This is a genomic window from Ferruginibacter yonginensis (assembly GCF_042651465.1).
GTDB lineage: Bacteria > Bacteroidota > Bacteroidia > Chitinophagales > Chitinophagaceae > Ferruginibacter > Ferruginibacter yonginensis.
In genome coordinates, this window is the sequence record NZ_JBHSCZ010000001.1 from 611,873 (window position 1) to 631,385 (window position 19,513).

Sequence of the window (19,513 nt, forward strand, 5' to 3'; positions counted from 1 at the left end):
ATTACAGCGTTGCATAACTCTTTGTAATTTGCCTATGCATTATGAATTACGAAGCAACAGTTGCCTATTTATATGATCAATTACCGATGTTTAGCAGGGTTGGTCAAAAAGCTTATAAAGCAAACTTACACAATACCATAGCTCTTTGCGACTACTTGGGTAATCCACACCAAAAAATACGTACCATACATATAGCTGGTACTAATGGTAAAGGTAGTACCTCACATATGTTAGCCGCTATTTTACAAGCAGCAGGCTTTAAAACAGGGCTGTATACCTCCCCACATATAAAAGATTTTAGGGAGCGTATTCGCATCAATGGCCAAATGATACCACAACAACAAGTGGTTGATTTTGTTTCTAAAACGATGGATATTAGTAGCAACATTCAACCATCTTTTTTTGAATTGACTGTTGCCATGGCATTTGATTATTTTGCACATGAAGCAGTTGATATAGCAGTAATTGAAACGGGCTTAGGTGGATTGTTAGACAGTACCAATGTTATAACACCTATTCTCTCTATCATCACCAATATTGGGTACGATCATCAAAATATTTTAGGTGATACTTTGCCTGAAATTGCCACACAAAAAGCTGGCATAATAAAACCAAATATACCTGTAGTAATTGGTAAAGCTATTGCTGAAACAGCTCCCATTTTTTTACAAACAGCCACCAATAACAATGCGCCCATCAGCTTTGCAACAGATCATTTTAACACAATTGAAGCTATAAATAATAATGGCTATTTATCAGTTACCATTAAACAAAAAAATAACCTTAAAAATTTAAATTACAAGCTTGGTTTAACTGGGTTATACCAAACTGAAAATATTTGTACGGTATTACAAGCAGTGGAAATATTAAATGGTATTGATTTTAACATTGAAGAACAGCATATTCAGCAAGGCGTAAGAGATGTAAAATTGATGACAGGCCTTCGGGGCCGATGGGATGTATTAAGTGAACAACCACTTATAATTGCCGATGTTGCTCATAATAAAGATGGTATTACCCAAGTATTACAACAATTACAACAACAATACCCTCATAAAAAAGTACATTTTGTTTTAGGGTTTGTAAAAGATAAAGATGTTGCTGGAGTGTTAGCTTTGTTTCCCAAAAATGGACAGTACTATTTTACGAATGCACATATACCAAGGGCTTTACCTGCCAATGAGTTAGCTACCATTGCAAACCAAGCTGGGCTTGCAGGTGAAGTGTTTGACGATGTTAATATTGCTATTGATACAGCTAAACAGCGGTTAAATAATGATGCTATAATTATGGTTTGTGGTAGCTTTTTTGTAATTGCTGAACTTAATATTTTATAAACTAGCCATAAAATCAAAGGCCCTTCGCAATGCCACCTCATGCATACTTTGTATGAGTGTATGTGTTTGTAACATATTTTTTACAGTTGCTACGGTATGGTAGGTAATATTTATTTCTTCATTAGCATCTAATTGTTGTTGGGCAACTTTTACACCGCCAATTGCTAAAAATAAATGAGTAGCATTGTTTAATACGCCAGGGTTAGCATAAGTAGTGCCTAGCGAATAAATTTGAGAAAATTGATGGCCAGTTTCTTCTAACAACTCTCTTGCAATTGCTTTAATGGGCGCTTCTGCACCATCAATAAAACCACCAGGTAACTCTAAAGTAGTTTGTTGAATTGGATGACGGTATTGCTCAATTAAAATAATTTGCTGATCATGGGTTATAGCTACAGCAGCTGCACTATCGGGCATTTCAACAACATAATAAGGATCTACCACTTTACCTGTGGGGGTTTCATAAGCATCTTTACGAGCTGTAAAATAAGGGTGCTCACTAATGTAGGTGGAGGAAATTATTTTATAAATAGACATACCTTTTGTGTTTGCTTTTGTGTTGAACAAAGTTAAAATGCCCAAGGGCGCAGGGATTGCAGCGGCACGGAAACCGCAGCAGCGGTGGACGTACAGCGTAAAGCCCGAACAAATGCTGCCATTATACACACTGATGAACGCCCCTACCAGCCCATACGATCACGTAACTTGTTTATATGTGCAGTGTGGTGTTTACCATGCCATGCATAATTACCTAATAAATACCACAAGGTCATTTGTTTATTGTACTCAGGGTGCACTACTGTTCGTTGCCACTGCTCAGTTGTAATACTTTTTAAAACGGCTACCATACGGACATGTATGGCATACAACATAGTGATTGAAACATTAATAGGAATAGTTTGCACATCATTCAGCAATGCCCAAGCGTTTTGGTCGTATGGTTTTATAGTAGGGTTATCTTCTGTTAAACCTAATTTAAAACGAATAAATGCGTTCATATGACTATCAGCCACATGGTGTACTACTTGTATAATCGTCCAACCGTTGGGCCTATAAGCAGTATTGAGTTGCGCCTCATCAAGGTTAGTAATCGCATACTCAATGGCTTTTGGTAATACTTCTATATCAATCAGCCACTCTTCCAACTGTTGTTGAGAGAATGGCTGTTCGATGTATTTACCGATGGGAAAACTTAAATCGTTATCCATATCGTTACAATTTTAATTAGTGGCCGTTGCTGCCGGTTTGATATCTTTTAAAATAATTTCAAATATCAACAAAGCATTGGGTGTAATTGGTGAGCCTGGAGGCGGATTATCGCCATAGCCCAATTCGCTTGGTATGTACACTTTCCAGTGTGAGCCAACAGGCATGAGTTGCAAAATTTCTGTCCACCCTTTAATAACACCATTTAACGGAAATGTAGCAGGGGCGCCACGTTTCAATGAATTATCAAACTCTTTACCATCCATTAATGTACCTACGTAATCAACCACTACGGTGTCAATAGCTTTTGGTTTTGCAGCAGCAGCATCACCTGCTTTTATAATTTCGTATTGCAAACCGTTGGGTAACGAAACCACCCCTTTACGTTTACCATTCACTTCTAAAAAGCTAGCGCATACTTGCTTTTGTTCTTCTGTACGTTTTTGAGCAAATGCTTGCAACTTTTGCTGAAGTGTCATGTTTGCTTGATCTTGTGACATTGCGGTTTTTCTTTTAGCCATTATATCATCCATAGCTTTTGCTACTAACTGTGTATTGAGTGAAGTAGCACCGGCTTGTAATAAGCTTTCGCCAATGCTCATACCAGCTGCATAACTAAAACTATCAATGGCATTTTTAAAAATTGGTTTTGATGTTGTAGCCGTTGCTGCTACTTTTTTTGGTGCTGCTGCTGTTTTTGTTTGTGCAGTAACATTACACATTACCGCTACAGTTGCGGCACATACCCATAATTTCTTCATACTTGCTTTTGTTTAAAATTTATTCAGGCCTAATTTCTTTACCTCCTGTTAAATTGATAAATACATCTTCTAAATTAGCTGCTTTCACTTGTTTAGGACGTTCAAAACCGGTTGCTACCAGTTCATCAATCATACCATCAGGCGTATCAAGCTTAATTATTTTTCCTTCATCTAAGATAGCGATACGGTCGCATAGTTGCTCCGCTTCATCCATATAATGTGTCGTTAAAATTACAGTGGTTCCGGCATCTCTAATTTCTTTAATTAAATCCCACAGGTTACGCCTAGCTTGCGGATCGAGGCCAGTAGTGGGTTCATCTAAAAATATGATTTTAGGTTGATTGATTAAAGTGGTTGCAATTGAAAATCGTTGTTTTTGTCCGCCACTTAGCTCTTTGCTTTTTGCTTTCGCCTTATCAGCCAAATTTACTTTGTTTAATAAGGTTATGGGGTCAACGTTTCGGTTATATAAACCATTAAACAACTGTATTAACTCAACTAAATTTAAGCCAGGGTAAAAGCCTGATGTTTGTAATTGTACCCCAATAATTTTTTTGATTTCATCGGGTTGTTTATCCAAATTGAACCCACCAACAGTAACGGTACCACTGGTTTTTGAACGAAGGGTTTCTAATATTTCGAGGGTGGTACTTTTACCAGCACCATTGGGGCCAAGTAAACCGAAAATTTCGCCTTCATATACATCAAACGAAATAGAACGAACGGCTTGAAATTCGCTGTAGTTTTTTACTAAATCTTTTACAGATATTATGGTGTTATGCATGGTTGGTAGTGGTTTCTTTTGCAGCTGCAAGGTACGATTCTAATTCTTCCATCATTTTAATACTACCCACAAAAAACGGTGTACGTTGGTGTAAGGTAGTAGGTTGAACATCTAAAATATTGATTTCACCGTTAGTGGCTTTACCACCGGCAATTTGTACAATAAAAGCAAATGGGTTACACTCATACAGCAAACGCAATTTACCACCAGGTTTTTCAGTAGTAGCAGGGTACATAAAAATGCCCCCTTTAATGAGGTTACGATGCACATCACTCACCATACTGCCTATATAACGTTGGGTATAAGGGCCTCCATTGGTTTTATCTTTTTTCTGGCAGGCAGTAATATACTCTTTTACACCTTGGTTGTACCTAAAAAAGTTACCATGATTTACAGAGTAAATTTTACCCCATTCAGGACATTTAATATTAGGATGACTTAGCAAATATTCACCAATGGCCCTATCTAACGTAAAACCATTTACCCCACGTTTGGTAGCATACACCAACATGGTTGAAGAACCGTACACAATATAACCAGCAGCTACTTGCTTATTACCGGGTTGTAAAAAATCTTCTTTTGTAGCAGGCTTACCAATTTCACTTACCCTTCGGTAAATGCTAAAAATGGTGCCGATTGATACGTTTACATCAATGTTGCTACTACCATCTAAAGGATCAAACAAACAAACGTATTTCGATTTGTTGCTTATTTCATCATCAAACAATACAATTTCATCGAGCTCCTCACTACCAATACCTGCACAACTAATACCATGGCGTAATACACCCATTAATTGATCGTTGGCAAATATGTCTAATTTTTTCACTTCTTCGCCTTGCACATTTACAGATCCTTCATCGCCCAAAATATCAACCAAACCTGCTTTGTTTACTTCAACATTTACACGTTTTGCAGCCAAGCCAATATCACGTAGCAAGCCAGCTAACTGGCCCGTAGCTTGCGGAAATGCCCTCATTTCTTGTATTGTAAACTCATCTAAGGTTAATATATTTCTATTGGTTGCCATGTTTTAAAATTTGGAAGCTGTACTGTAATTATTATTGTTACTATTACAATTTGATAATAGATTTGCAATATATAAAGATTTCTAAATGAAATACAACCTTTTGAAAAAACAAATGGTTGTAAGCCAATTAATATTGCTTTCTTGCTAGATATCTCCAACACAATTTTTTTAACTTTAAAATGCAGTTTTAAACCATGCTTGTTTACAAATTTGGCGGTGCTTCTATCAACAACATTGATCGTATTAAAAATACAGCAAACATCATAAAAACCAACGCCAGTAAACGGTTGCTAGTAGTAATTTCAGCTATGGGTAAAACAACCAATGCTTTAGAAAAAATTGCTGAGGCTTATTACGACAATAGAAAAGAAGATGCTTTACAACTTTTTGAACAAGTAAAGAAAAACCACCTTGATGTGGTTAAACAATTATTGGTGCTTAATTGGAAAGCCGCTGAAGATCAATTAAAAGAATTTTTTACAGAAATTGAATGGATGCTACATGATAAACCAGTTAGAGCATACGATTATTATTATGATCAAATTGTGTGTTGTGGCGAATTATTTAGCACTTGTATTGTAGCACATTATTTAAGAGAGCAACAATGCAATGTTGGTTGGATGGATGTTAGAGATATTGTACGAACGGATAATAATTTTAGAGATGCTGGGGTTGATTTTGATTTTACAACTCAAAAAATAAATGATGATATTGTTCCTTTATACAATACCCACGAAGTAGTAATTACCCAAGGTTTTATTGGCGCAACAGACGAAAACGAAAGCACTACTTTAGGTAGAGAAGGTAGCGATTACTCAGCTGCTATTTTTGCAAATATTTTAAATGCTGATAGTTTAACTATTTGGAAAGATGTTGAAGCCGTAATGAATGCGGACCCCAATAAATTTAATGATGCCGTTATTATTCCTTCTTTAAATTATACTGAAGTGATTGAAATGGCTTATTACGGAGCACAAGTTATTCACCCAAAAACCATTAAACCATTACAAAATAAAAACATACCCTTGTATGTGAAAAGCTTTTTAGATACTACTTTACCAGGCACAGTAATTAATGGTGATAAAGCCGCTGCCTTACCTCCTGTAATTGTTTTAAAAGATAAGCAAGTGGTGATACAGTTTAAATCAAGAGACTTTTCATTTATTGAAGGTAAACCGGTGGAGCAGTTGCACGAAATATTTAAAAAAGTAAAGCTACAACCCAACTTATCGCAAAACACAGCGATTTCATTGCTTTGCTGCTTTGATGGGCATGTTGAAAAAACAACTGAAATTGCCCAAGAAGCTTCCTTGTTTTTTGATGTTGATGTAGAAAGAGAAGTATCATTGTTAACCATTAGGCATTACGATAAGGCTACTATTGATCGTTTAACTGCTGGTAAAAACATTGTTTTGCAACAACAAACACCTGTTACAGTACAAGCTGTATTTAGAAATTAACAAAAGCAGGTTTAATTTAATACATAAGCTCCCTTTTTATTTACCATAATAATAGGGAGCTCTTTTTTTGTTTCGAAGTAATCAAATACTTCTTTAATGTTGTTGTTAAATTGTTGCAGATAATTATTATCCTTCATAGCGTTTTCCAAAAACTCCATCGATTTTTTTACGCTATACTTTACAGGAAAAACGTGTACGGGTATAAACTCTTGCCCCTGGTTACGCACCAAACTTGCTAAAAAATACAACTCTTCTATTGGGCCATCAGTAATGGGTATGCAACCTGTACTCACACAATCACCATGTATGTAAATAGCACTTCCAGGGCGGTTAGGGTCACTTAAAATTTTATCAGAGGCGTTGGGATAATTTAAACCCAATGAAAGATGATAATTACTATTGGGATTAAACTCATTGATGTAGTAAAAGCCTTCGGGTACTTGATAATCACCTTCTACCCTTTTGGGGCCCATACCACCGCTTTGTTGACATACCTTGTAAGTTTTAAAAAGTTTGTAGGGCGATTTAGCATCTGCCTTTACCCAAACCTCTAACTGTCTATCATACTTAAAAGAACGTAAGTACATTGATTGTGCAGGCCACGTTAAATTCAATTTTTCAAACTGCCTTTTTAGCGAATCTTCCATTTTAGCAGCAGCATCTGGCGATTTTAGAAAAAGTTTCGGGCCAGCATTATTTTGCCCCAATAGTACCCCATTGCAACAAAGTAATACCAACAAAAGTATTGTACATACCCAGCTAAAACGCTTCATCGTATAGTGTAAATTGGCTTATTATAGATGTAAACTCTAAAATATAGAATTTATTACAATCAATCTGTTAAAAAACAGTTTTCAAGTAAAAATTCCGTAATAAAAAAAACCGGCAAGTATTTTTACTAATTGCCGGTTTTATTATAAGCTATTACAAATTACCTCTTGATGCTTGTTCTCTTTCTAAAGCTTCAAACAATGCTTTAAAGTTGCCTTTACCAAAACTTTTGGCGCCTTTACGTTGAATTATTTCAAAAAACAAGGTAGGTCTATCTTGCAGGGGCTTGCTAAAAATTTGTAGTAAGTAACCTTCATCATCTTTATCAATTAAAATACCTAGTTTACTCAATGGTTCTAGGTCTTCATCAATTTTACCAACCCTATCTAACACATCGGCATAATAGCTGTTGGGTACTTTCAAAAACTCAACACCACGGTTTTGCAAATCAGTTACGGTTGCTACAATATCGTTGGTTGCAATGGCAACATGTTGTACGCCTTCTCCATTGTAAAATTCTAAATATTCTTCTACTTGGCTTTTCTTTTTACCTTCAGCAGGTTCGTTTATAGGAAACTTTACATAACCATTTCCATTACTCATTACTTTACTCATTAAAGCAGAGTATTCGGTTGAAATATCATTATCATCAAAACTTAAAATATTTTTAAAACCCATTACCTCTTCATAAAATTTTACCCAAGGGTTCATTTGGTTCCAACCTACATTGCCCACACAATGGTCAACATACAAAAGCCCCGTTGGTGCAGGGTTATACACTGTTTCCCATTTTCTAAAACCTGGCATAAATATACCATTGTAATTATTACGTTCAATAAACAAGTGTACCGTATCGCCATAAGTATGTATACCACTCATTACTACTTCGCCATTATCGTCTTTTAAACGAGTAGGTTCCATATAACTTTTACCACCACGACTGGTAGTTTGTTGCCAAGCATCCGTAGCATCATCAACCATTAAGGCCAACACTTTTACGCCATCACCATGCTTACTAACATGTGCAGCAATATCATGGTTTTCTCTTAACGCAGTAGTTAACACAAACGTTAATTTATTTTGGCGAATTACATAACTCACCCTATCCATCAAACCTGTTTCTGGCCCTGCATATGCCAATGATTGAAAGCCAAAAGCCGTTTTGTAAAAATGAGCAGCTTGCTTTGCATTACCCACGTAAAATTCAACGTAATCAGTACCTTTTAAAGGCAAAAAATCAGTAGTTGTTGCAGCAGTTGGTGCCGCCATTGTATTGGTTGACATAAAAGTTTATTTAAAAAAAATATAAAATGGTAAAATGTATTAACTGCGTAAGTATCAGTTATTGTTGCCCATCCATAGCAAGCACTTCCATCAATAAATTATAGCTGGAACGCTTGTCAGAAAAAATTTTATGAGCGTAATCTGGAGTCATTGCCTACAAATTTATATAAAATATTGAACAAATGAATGCACTAAAACTAAAACGGCAAACCTATATTTGCCACAAATAATTTCCATGGTAAAAGCAGGTATACTCGGAGGCGGACAACTAGGCAGAATGTTACTACAAGCGGCCATTAATTACCCAGTAGAAACGTACATTTTAGAAAACGATGATGCCTGCCCATCTGCTCACCTCTGTCATCATTTCATAAAAGGCGATATAACCAATTATGATGCGGTGTATGCCTTCGGCAAAATGGTTGATGTGTTAACCATAGAAATAGAAAATGTAAACGTAGCTGCTTTAGAACAGTTAGCGGCTGAAGGTGTAAAAGTTTTTCCAAAACCAGCTGCTTTAAAAACCATAAAAAGTAAAATTGCACAAAAAACTTTTTATAAAGAAAATGAAATACCCTCAAGCGATTTTTTAGTAACCAATACTATTGCCGAGGTTACACAACAAGCTTCATTTTTACCAGCAGTTCATAAAATTGATCAAGGTGGTTACGATGGTAAAGGTGTAGTACTTTTAAAAACAACAGATGATATTACCCAAGCATTTGATGCACCATCAGTAATGGAAAAAATGGTTGATATAAAAAAAGAAATATCCATCATTATTGCAGTGAATGAAAAAGGACAAACAGCCATTTACGAGCCAACCGATATGGTGGTTGACCAGCGTTTGAATTTATTGAGTTATCAAATAAGCCCTGCAAGCCTTACAGATAAAGTGCTTTGGAAGGCCGAAGCTATTGCATTAAAAGTAGTGAATGGTTTAAAAAGTCCTGGCATTTTTGCCGTTGAAATGTTTGTTGACCATAACGAAAATGTATGGGTGAACGAAACAGCTCCTAGGGTGCACAACAGTGGTCACCATAGCATTGAAGCCTGCTATAGCAGCCAGTTTGATATGTTGTGGAGGGTATTGCTCAACTATCCTTTAGGCAATACCGAACATATATTACCATCTGCCATTATCAATTTAGTTGGCGAAGCAGGCCATACAGGCATTGCCGAATACGAAGGTTTAGATGCAGTGCTTAACATGACCAATGTATTTGTGCATATATATGGGAAAAAACAAACCAAACCTGGTAGAAAAATGGGGCATGTAACCGTTTTAAGTAACGAACCACAAGAACTGTTGCACAAGGCCAACCAAATAAAAAATGTATTAAAAGTAATAGCAAAAAAATAACGGGGGCTTTGTACAGTTGTAACTTATAGCAACTTTAGTTCCGGCTATCCGCAGTACGCTTTGGGCTTTGCTTCGCAGCCCTGCAGGGTACTTGCTTCTATCCGGCAGCCCATCAACAATGTAAATTAATTCAACAGAAAAATATTATGCAGTCATTACAATTTTCTCCAATAGTAGCAGGCACCATGACTTGGGGCATTTGGGGTAAAAATTTAACTACGCAACAAATGACACAATTAATAACTGATTGTGTTGCTAACCAAATTACAAGTTTTGACCATGCAGATATTTATGGTGATTATACCACAGAAACAGCTTTTGGTAAAGCTTTTAAAGAAAGTAATATTAATAGAAACGATGTGCAATTTATAAGCAAATGTGGCATTCAATTACCCAATGTAAACAGGCATACAACCGTTAAGCATTATCAATACAGCAAAACATATATTATTGAAAGTGTAACGAATTCGCTCAAAAATTTACATACTGATTATTTAGATGTATTGCTATTACATAGGCCAAGCCCTTTAATGCAGGCGGAAGAAATTGCAGCTGCAATTGATATATTAATATCGCAAGGAAAAATAAAAGCCGTAGGCGTATCAAACTTCAGCAATACGCAAACAGCATTACTACATTCAGAAATTGATATTAAGGTAAACCAATTAGAATTTTCATTAACCCATAATGAAGCAATGCTCAATGGCAGCTTAGATTATATGCAAACCAATCAAATATTACCCATGAGTTGGTCGCCTTTAGGGAGTGTTTTTAAACTAGATAACGAACAAACACAACGAATAAAAGCAGTAGCTTCTTCACTTGCAGCTGCATACAATACTACTGTAGATGGTATTTTATTAGCATGGATTTTAAAACACCCTGCAGGTATTATACCCGTTTGTGGTACTACAGAAATAGCTCGTTTAAAAACAGCAATAGCTGTAACTTCTATTAAAATGGATTTACAAGATTGGTTTAAACTATGGGAAGCAAGTGCAGGCCATGAAGTAGCATAACATTTATAATAACAATATAAACTTACATGATATATTGGTGCCCATATCAAAAATACCTTGTGTATTATTAGGTGATACTTGGTAATATTCAAGATACTTTAACCTGCTTAAATGTGATTGGTAAGCCTTATTAAAGAGGTTATTTATTTGTAACTGACATTGTAATGTATGCGATTTCCATTTAAAAATAGTTGATGCTGCGGCATTAAACAATGTATAATCATTTGTAGCAGTTTCTGTATTATTCAACTGTAAATACCTACGCTGCTTTGCGGTATAATCAATACCTACACTTATTTTAAATTGTTCAACATATTTTTTTTTAAAAGGTATTATTTTACTAATGTCATGCGTAATTTTTGTAGGATGAATCAATGGTAAATAAGCACCATCAAGCTTTTTATTTTTAAACTGAGCATCTTTATTATATCCATAAACAGTAGCGATAGTAGCTTCAATAACAACATCTTTCTTTTTGGTCGGTGCCCAATTAAAAGCAGCTTCTCCTCCAAATAATTGTGCTTTTGCTTGCTCATATTGAAACGTTCTATTGCCCTGAGCATCAACTATAGCGCTACCTAATTGATCAATTTTCTGCTTCAAATAACTAAAATGTTGAATCACATTGTTAAATAAACTAAGTGAACCTTTCAAGTTTTTTGAAGTGTAATCTACACCAACATCTTGCTGAAAACTAAATTCAGGTTTAAAATTAAGATTACCCAAATACACTATTCTGGCTCCCGGATCTAATCCGTTGGAGGCCAATTCTGTTATGTTTGGAGCTCTATAACCTTTAGCAGCGTTTACTTTAATATTCCAATGTTCATTAAATTGATAAGTACATCCAATACTAAAAGCTACCCCATCAAACGACTTATTAAAATAAGGAAACTGTAAAGTAGCGCCAGCAGTATCGGGTAGTTGTACTTGTGCATCAAACCCAGTTGCAATATTATTACGCACATAAAAATCAGCTGCTTTAACCAAGCGTTTATCATAACGAATACCCACATTACTTGTGAATTTGTTTTTAATATAATGTGCCGTAAAGTAACTGCCTACATCAAACAACCAATAATTAGGTATCGGAAAATCAGTTGCATTTTTATTTGTATTTTTTTGAGCCATACCATTGATACCGAAAGCAATATGAGTAAATTTGAGGGTAGGTATATTGTACTGTAATGCATAATTTAATGTATTTAATTGCACACTTAAACCTGGTTGTTGTGGTACTGTTGGGTGAGTAAACTCTGTTCTAATATTTTGTTGTGCTGCAATGTTTAATTGAAAGGCATGTTTGCCTAATGTAAACTGATTATTACTGTAAATTCTATAATGCTGTATGCGTTGATGAATAGTTGGCGTTGTATAACTATTCAATTGTTGGGGTTGTACAATCGGTCTGTTTTTAATATCATCATTCGCAGCTTCATACACTTGATAAGAAAATTTTCTTGTTAATGAATCCCTGCTACCATCGGGTATTCCTTGTAAATTATCATACAGGGTTGCATGCAAACGCCATGTTGAAGCTGGTTGTTGTAGTTGCACACCACCACTTACATTAAATGTTTTAAAACCTGTATTATACACCCTTCCATCTATTTTATTCTGATAATTTTTGGCCAATGTGAAGGCACTATTCATAATAAAACTAATATTTTTCTTGGCAGAAGATAATGTTACGGCAGTACCTATTTGTCCATTATTGGTTTGAAAAGTATTAGTAGCTTTTATATGTAATCTCCCATCTTGCTGCAAAACTTTTGTAGGAATTAAATTTATGACACCTGCCAATGCATCAGACCCATACATGATACTAGCCGGCCCTTTTATCACTTCTGCTTTTTCAATACTATATTCATCTATTTCAATACCATGTTCATCGCCCCATTGTTGTCCCTCTTGCCTTACACCATCATACATGGTTAATACCCTATTGTAACCCAAGCCTCTAATAAATGGCTTTGATATATTGGGACCAGTTTTCACAGATTGTAACCCGGGTACATTTTTAACCAACGCATCAATAATATTGGGCTCAATTGTAGCAGCTAAGGTTTTAACTTGTACACTTACAATCGCTATAGGATGTTGTTTTATTGCAACAGATTTACTCACACCTGTAATAACAATTTGTTGTAACGTAACGTTCTGCGGTGTTAATAATAATTGATGCTGTTTATTAGCAAAAAGTATGGTATCAATAATTGAATAACCTACTGCTTTAATGGTAAAATGTAAAGATGAATCATTGTGAACATTAGTTAAACGTACTACACCATTATTATTTGTTGTTACAATAGCTGATGTGTTTTGTTGGTATACTGTTACCGTAGCTGCATTAATAGTAGCACCTGTAACCGCATCGTTTAAAAGCAAAGTAGTGACTTGTGCTTGTACCGCACCCAACTGAAATAAATTATTTACAATTACTAAAAATACAACAGCAAAAAACCTTTGTACAAATTGACTCATGGAGCAAAAATATAAATGTTAGCCTTATCTAACAAAATTATTATTTAACAATAAGTTGATTAAGTCTAATAATTTTATAAATTTGTTGTACAAAGAGGAAATGGTGTCTTCCTATATACAACCGCTAAAAGAGCTAATGGCGCCTGATTATTGATGTTTAACTCAATCAGGTAAACCATGCAAACAACCAAACAAAACAAGCCTTTTCATTTCAAAAGTTTTATACTACAGCCTATACTACGTAACTATTTTGTAAAGTGGTTATTATTATGTTGTATAGTTGGTATAACATCAGGCATAGCGGCTGCATTATTTTTGCAATCATTGAATTGGGCTACCAACTTTCGCAATAATCATTTATGGCTCATTTATTTGTTACCATTTTCAGGTTTAATCATTGGCTTTACCTATTTTAAATTGGGGAAAAATGTAGCGGCTGGTAATAATATTTTAATAGCAACAATTCACGAACCCAAACAAACAGTACCATTTAAAATGGCACCACTTGTTTACCTCAGCACTATTGTAACGCATTTATTTGGAGGCTCAGCAGGCAGAGAAGGTACCGCTTTACAAATGTCTGGCGCAATTGCAGATCAATGCAGCAAACCATTTCAATTAACGAGTACCGATAGAAAAATTTTAATAACTGCTGCTATTGCAGCAGGTTTTGGTGCAGTATTTGGCACGCCTATAGCAGGAGCAATTTTTGCCAATGAAGTTGCTTACATTAAAAAAATTAATTACGCCGCAATTATTCCTTCATTTGCAACTGCTTTTATTGCACATGAAATAACAAAATTGTGTGGTGTTGCTCATACTGCATACCCTCAAATTTTAATAAACACTTATTCAATTTCAACTATTTTTTATGGCATTATTGCTGGTATTGCATTTGGATTAACCGCAACGGTATTTAGCAAAAGCATGCATACGTTGACTGATGTGTTTAAAAAGAAAATACCATATGCACCTATACGACCTATGATAGGCGGTTTACTCATAGTAGTTGGTGTGCTAGCTGTAGGTAATACTAAATACAATGGCTTAGGGTTAGAAACAATAAATGCATCATTCAATATCGCACTACCCTACTATGATTTTGCATTAAAAATATTGTTTACAGTTGCAACGTTAAGTAGCGGATTTAAAGGTGGTGAAGTAACACCATTATTTTTTATAGGTGCTACTTTAGGCAATGCCTTATCGTTATTTATACCTTTACCTACCAATGTGTTAGCAGGTGTTGGCTTTGTTGCAGTATTTGCAGGTGCTACTAACACTCCAATTGCTTGTACTATTATGGCAATGGAGTTAATGGGTGTTCATATAGGCGGCATTGCCTTAATAACCTGTATTACTGCTTACTTAACAGCAAGTAAAACGGGTATTTACAAAAGCCAAGTATTTATGGGAAGCAAGCACCACCGTTTTACGGTTCACCCTTTTAACCGATTTAAAAACTTATAATGAAAGTTGGTTGCTAATGCGTTTTAACTCAATTTCAGCGGCTTTTGCAGCGTAGCTTACATTGGTTAAACGATAACCAGTTTGTTCAAAACTTTGTTGTGCGTTTTTTACATCAACAATGGTAGCTTGTTTTAATTGAAAACGTTGCAATACCAATTGTAATAATTGTGCTGATAATTGGTAATTCTCTTTTTCTTTTTCTAACTGCTGCGTAGCTGTAATATAAGCTTGGTATTGTGTTGAAACAGCTGCATCTAAATCACGTAACAATATTTCTTTTTGTATGGTTGCATTGCGAACATTCACGTTTGCAATTTGTACTTGTTTTTTAAAAATATTGCCGTTAAATATGGGGATAGCAACGGATACACCTACTGTAGGACCATAATTTTGATTGAGTAACAATTGACCAGCGGCTGCTTGGTTACGGGTAAAATTATAACCTGTGTTGGCTCTTATTGTAGGGTAACGTTGTGCATTGGTTTCTTTAACAATGAGCTGATTGATTTTTATTTGATCATCTGCCGCCACCACATCTGCCGATTTTGGAATATTGCTTTTAATAGTATTTAAATCAATAGGCATTTTATCAACTAAAATTGTATCAATAATATTGATTGCACTATCTGGGTTGAGGGTAAGCAAACGTAACAAACCTGTTTTTGCTTGGTTTACCACTAAAGCTTGCGCTTGTTTACTTTGCAGCAATGCATTCAAGTCAATTTGAGCTTGAAATAAATCAGCATTGTTAGCTAAACCAACACTTTGCCTGGTTTTAACTATACTTAATTGTTGGTTAGATGCTTCAATAGATAAATCAATGGTTTTGATGTATTGTTGCTGGCGTACTACATCGTAATAAGATGTCAATACTGCTGCCATAATATTTTGTACCTGACTGGTTAACCTAGTAGTACTTTGTGTTTGTAAAGCGGCCAACCGTTGTTTGGTAGCAACAATACGCCCACCATTAAAGAGTATAATACTACCAGTAACATTGGCTGATAAATTATTGGCAGCGGCATTGTTACGTTGAATTGTAGTACCCGTATTTAATTTTTGATTAACGCTGGTTACTTGTTCGTTATCAGCAATATTACCCGTAACCAATGGTAAGCCACCTGCAAACCCATAAGTATTGCTGATTGTAGCCACTTCAATATCGTTTTTTACGAGCTGAACATCTAAACTATTTTTTAGTGCAATATTGATAGCATCATTTAAAGAAAGCGTTTGTGCATAGGATTGTTGAAACAACATGGTTGCACTTAATACTATAACCGTTTTTAAAATTTTACACATTTTATATTTTTTAAAAGCCTCATTACTTAACTTTTGTTCAAGCGCTGCCGGATAGTAGCGAAAATACTTTTTACAAACCGAAGGTGCCGTAAAAAGATTGTAGCGAATAGCCGGAACTACAGTTGCCATGTGTACCACGGCCCAAAGCGCCCCAAAAAAGACCTAATCAGTAATTTCAATTTTTTTAGGTGTATGCCCTTTTTTGCTGCTTAAGAAAGTATAAATAGCCGGAATAACAAACAAGGTTAACACCAACGAAAATAAAATACCCCCCACAACAACAATACCCAATGGCACCCTACTAGTAGCTGCTGCACCTAAACTTAATGCAATAGGTAAAGCCCCAAAAGCCGTTGCCAAACTGGTCATTAAAATAGGTCGCATCCGTTGCCTTGCTGCCTCTAATACAGCATCTTTTATTGCAAGACCTTGCTCACGTTTTTGATTGGCAAACTCAACAATTAAAATACCATTTTTGGTAACCAAACCTATGAGCATGATCATACCAATTTCTGAAAAAATATTTAAGGTTTGCTTGAACAACCACAAACTAATTAATGCACCTGCCAACGCTAAGGGCACTGTGAACATGATGGTGAGTGGATCAATAAAACTTTCGAACTGTGCTGCTAAAACCAAATAAATTAATATTAAAGCCAAACCAAAGGCAAAGGCAATGTTAGAGGAGCTTTCAGCATAATCTCTTGATGGACCACTGAGGGCTGTTTGGTAACTTTCATCTAACAACTTTTTTGATATTGCTTCCATGGCTTTAATACCATCGCCAATGGTTTTACCTTCAGCTAATGATGCTGAAACAGTGGCTGCTTTGTAACGATTAAAGTGAAACAATGAAGGTGGGCTACTCGTTTCTGTTAACGTAACCACGGCACTTAAAGGAATGCTTTGTCCGTTTTTATTTTTTACAAATAGTTTGTCAATATCATTTGGTTTATCCCTATCAGTACGTTCAACTTGTGCAATTACTGAGTATTGGTGTCCATCTTTCAAATAATAAGCTAAACGACCACCACTAAATGCTGCTTGAATTGCGGCTACTACATCTTGAGAAGAAAGCCCTAAATCTTTCACCTTCATACGATCAATAGACAAGGAAATTTCTGGCTTATTGAACTTGAGGTTTACATCAACATTGGAGAAGGTTTTATCTTTACGAGCCTCATCCAAAAACTGTGGAATGATGGCTTTCATTTTTTCAAGGTCTTGATTTTGCAATACAAACTGTACCGGCAAACTACCCCTGCTACCTGCACCCACGGCAATGGTTTGTTCTTGCAGAGCAAACACACGAACGTTGTTAAACCTGCTGAGCTTTTTATTTAAATCATTTGCAATTTGATCTTGTGAACGTTCCCTATCTTTTTTTGGAATTAATGCCAAACGAGGTTGAGATGTATTGATGGCACCGGCTGGTGTACGAGCAAACACAAAATCTCTTTCAGGTATGGAGTCGTACAAAAAGTTTGAAATTTCGTCAGTAAATTTTTGCATGGTGTTGTAACCTGTGCCCTCTTGCGCTGTTACACTAAAACGAATACTATCCCTATCTTCAAGCGGTGCAATTTCACTTTGCAGAGAGCCCAAAATAAAATAAATAACCACTGCACAAACACCTAAGATTACCCATGCTACCCAACGAACTGCTAAAAAGCTGTTTAATAAACGCTTGTAGCCATTTTCCATACCGGTAAAAAAAGGTTCTGTTTTGATGTAAAACTTACTATGTTTGTGTGTTTTACGGCTCAACACCACGTTTAAAACAGGTGTAATGGTAAGCGATACAAAAGCTGAAATTAATACGGCTGCTGCCAAGGTTACACCAAACTCACGAAACAAACGGCCAATAAATCCTTCTAAAAAAATTACAGGTAAAAATACAATAGCTAATGTGATGGATGTTGATATTACGGCGAAGAAAATTTCTTTACTGCCCTCCAATGCGGCTTTTTTTATAGGAAGCCCTTCTTCTAACTTTCTAAAAATATTTTCGGTTACAACAATACCATCATCAACCACCAAACCAGTTGCCAATACAATACCGAGTAAGGTTAAAATATTTACAGAGAAGCCTGCAATGTACATGATAAAGAAAGTTGCTACTAATGATATCGGTATATCTATTAACGGACGTATGGCAATTAACCAATCTCTAAAAAATAAAAAGATAACCAACACCACAAACCCAAAAGAAATGAACAATGTTTCCTCTACTTCGCTGATTGATTTGCGGATGTTTTGGGTATTATCTAGCAACAAATTCATTTCAATATCTGATTTGTTGAGGGCTTTAATGGCGGCTAATTTTTTATTGAAATCATCAGCAATTTGAATATTGTTGGCACCTGGCTGCGGAATAATAACAATACCTACAGCATTTACACCATTGTATTTCCAACCCTGCTCCAATGTTTCAGGTCCAATTTCTACCCTTGCCACATCTTTTAATCGAACAATACCAGCAGCATCTTCCCTAATAATTAAGTCTTGAAAATCTTTTTCGTTGGTAAGTCTGCCCAACGTCTTAATGGTAAGTTCTGTAGTAGCGCCATAAATTTTACCCGGAGGCAAATCAATATTTTCGGTATTTAAAGCTGTACGTATATCTGAAAAAGCCACACCATAAGCGTTCATTTTATCTGGATTAATCCACAAACGCATGGCATACCTTTTTTGCCCGAAAATATTTACGGAGCTTACTTGGTTTATCGTTTGAAACTGTTGTTGCAATACATTTTCAGCATAATCACTCAACTCTAACAACCCTTTGGTTCTACTTTGTACTGCTAATATTAAAATGAAATCGCTACTGGCATCGGCCTTACTTACTACTGGTGGCGCATCAATATCTTGAGGTAATGCACGAGTAGCTTGCCCCACTTTATCTCTCACATCACTAGCTGCCGCTTCTAAATCAACGCCCAATTCAAATTCAACTGAAATATTACTACTCCCTAATGAGCTTGATGATGTAATGGTTTTGATACCCGGTATACCATTAATTTGTTTTTCGAGTGGTTCTGTAATTTGGCTTTCAATAATATCAGGATTAGCACCTGTATATGATGTACTCACACTCACCACTGCTGGGTCAATTGCAGGATAATCTCTTACCGCCAAAAAAGTAAAACCTACAATACCAAATAAGATGATTAAAAGGTTTAATACAGTGGCTAGTACAGGTCTTTTTAATGATAACTCAGATATATTCATGAAAACGAATT

The 19,513-nt window shown here is 35.7% G+C and carries 15 protein-coding genes and 1 riboswitch; of the genes, 5 read left to right on the forward strand and 10 right to left on the reverse strand.

The annotated features are described in order from the left end of the window. The first annotated feature begins 41 nt into the window (after positions 1–41). The gene (locus ACFOWM_RS02665) at positions 42–1,337 is read left to right on the forward strand and encodes a bifunctional folylpolyglutamate synthase/dihydrofolate synthase (protein ID WP_379706721.1); all 1,296 of its coding nucleotides are present in this window, start codon (positions 42–44) and stop codon (positions 1,335–1,337) included. Here the strand turns inward: ACFOWM_RS02665 and ACFOWM_RS02670 are convergent. The 5 genes from ACFOWM_RS02670 to fbp form a co-directional block, all read right to left on the reverse strand. Continuing rightward, the gene (locus ACFOWM_RS02670) at positions 1,332–1,874 is read right to left on the reverse strand and encodes an NUDIX hydrolase (RefSeq protein ID WP_379706724.1); all 543 of its coding nucleotides are present in this window, start codon (positions 1,872–1,874) and stop codon (positions 1,332–1,334) included. The genes ACFOWM_RS02665 and ACFOWM_RS02670 overlap by 6 nt on opposite strands. Positions 1,875–2,017: 143 nt before the next feature. Continuing rightward, a complete protein-coding gene (locus ACFOWM_RS02675; RefSeq protein WP_379706727.1) occupies positions 2,018–2,545 on the reverse strand; it encodes a YfiT family bacillithiol transferase in 528 nt (175 codons plus the stop codon). Positions 2,546–2,557: 12 nt separating this feature from the next. Further along, the gene (locus ACFOWM_RS02680) at positions 2,558–3,304 is read right to left on the reverse strand and encodes an FKBP-type peptidyl-prolyl cis-trans isomerase (RefSeq protein WP_379706730.1); all 747 of its coding nucleotides are present in this window, start codon (positions 3,302–3,304) and stop codon (positions 2,558–2,560) included. Positions 3,305–3,323: 19 nt separating this feature from the next. Next, entirely contained in the window at positions 3,324–4,088 is a 765-nt protein-coding gene (locus ACFOWM_RS02685) for an ABC transporter ATP-binding protein (protein ID WP_379706733.1), read from the reverse strand. Continuing rightward, on the reverse strand, positions 4,081–5,118 hold the full coding sequence (gene fbp / locus ACFOWM_RS02690) for a class 1 fructose-bisphosphatase (RefSeq protein ID WP_379706736.1): 1,038 nt from the start codon (positions 5,116–5,118) through the stop codon (positions 4,081–4,083). Before fbp ends, ACFOWM_RS02685 begins: the two co-directional genes overlap by 8 nt. 194 nt (positions 5,119–5,312) lie before the next feature. On the opposite strand from fbp, the gene ACFOWM_RS02695 reads away from it, so the two are divergent. Continuing rightward, positions 5,313–6,578, forward strand: a complete 1,266-nt coding sequence (locus tag ACFOWM_RS02695; protein WP_379706739.1) for an aspartate kinase — start codon at positions 5,313–5,315, stop codon at positions 6,576–6,578. Positions 6,579–6,589: 11 nt separating this feature from the next. On the opposite strand, the gene ACFOWM_RS02700 is transcribed toward ACFOWM_RS02695, so the two are convergent. Next, positions 6,590–7,351 carry a L,D-transpeptidase family protein gene (locus ACFOWM_RS02700; RefSeq protein WP_379706743.1) on the reverse strand — a complete coding sequence of 254 codons (762 nt, stop codon included), beginning with the start codon at positions 7,349–7,351 and terminating at the stop codon, positions 6,590–6,592. A 151-nt stretch (positions 7,352–7,502) separates the two neighbouring features. Continuing rightward, complete coding sequence (hppD, locus tag ACFOWM_RS02705) at positions 7,503–8,633, reverse strand: 4-hydroxyphenylpyruvate dioxygenase (protein WP_379706746.1); 1,131 nt, start codon at positions 8,631–8,633, stop codon at positions 7,503–7,505. Between the two features lie 235 nt (positions 8,634–8,868). On the opposite strand from hppD, the gene ACFOWM_RS02710 reads away from it, so the two are divergent. Both ACFOWM_RS02710 and ACFOWM_RS02715 read left to right on the forward strand, forming a co-directional pair. Continuing rightward, positions 8,869–9,996: a 5-(carboxyamino)imidazole ribonucleotide synthase gene (locus tag ACFOWM_RS02710; RefSeq protein WP_379706749.1), complete on the forward strand. Its 1,128-nt coding sequence runs from the start codon at positions 8,869–8,871 to the stop codon at positions 9,994–9,996. A 146-nt stretch (positions 9,997–10,142) separates the two neighbouring features. Further along, positions 10,143–11,015 carry an aldo/keto reductase gene (locus ACFOWM_RS02715; RefSeq protein WP_379706752.1) on the forward strand — a complete coding sequence of 291 codons (873 nt, stop codon included), beginning with the start codon at positions 10,143–10,145 and terminating at the stop codon, positions 11,013–11,015. Positions 11,016–11,018: 3 nt separating this feature from the next. Here the strand turns inward: ACFOWM_RS02715 and ACFOWM_RS02720 are convergent, their stop codons facing one another. Then, entirely contained in the window at positions 11,019–13,499 is a 2,481-nt protein-coding gene (locus ACFOWM_RS02720; RefSeq protein WP_379706755.1) for a TonB-dependent receptor, read from the reverse strand. Positions 13,500–13,586: 87 nt separating this feature from the next. Continuing rightward, a riboswitch (Fluoride riboswitch) is annotated at positions 13,587–13,652 on the forward strand. A gap of 24 nt (positions 13,653–13,676) precedes the next feature. Between ACFOWM_RS02720 and ACFOWM_RS02725 the strand changes: the two genes are divergently transcribed. Beyond that, complete coding sequence (locus tag ACFOWM_RS02725) at positions 13,677–14,969, forward strand: chloride channel protein (protein WP_379706758.1); 1,293 nt, start codon at positions 13,677–13,679, stop codon at positions 14,967–14,969. Here ACFOWM_RS02725 and ACFOWM_RS02730 read toward each other — a convergent pair. After that, positions 14,964–16,271, reverse strand: a complete 1,308-nt coding sequence (locus ACFOWM_RS02730) for a TolC family protein (protein WP_379706761.1) — start codon at positions 16,269–16,271, stop codon at positions 14,964–14,966. The two genes, ACFOWM_RS02725 and ACFOWM_RS02730, sit on opposite strands and share 6 nt — an antisense overlap. 162 nt (positions 16,272–16,433) lie before the next feature. Next, positions 16,434–19,502, reverse strand: coding sequence for an efflux RND transporter permease subunit (locus ACFOWM_RS02735; RefSeq protein WP_379706764.1), 3,069 nt, complete (start codon positions 19,500–19,502; stop codon positions 16,434–16,436). Positions 19,503–19,513: the final 11 nt, after the last annotated feature.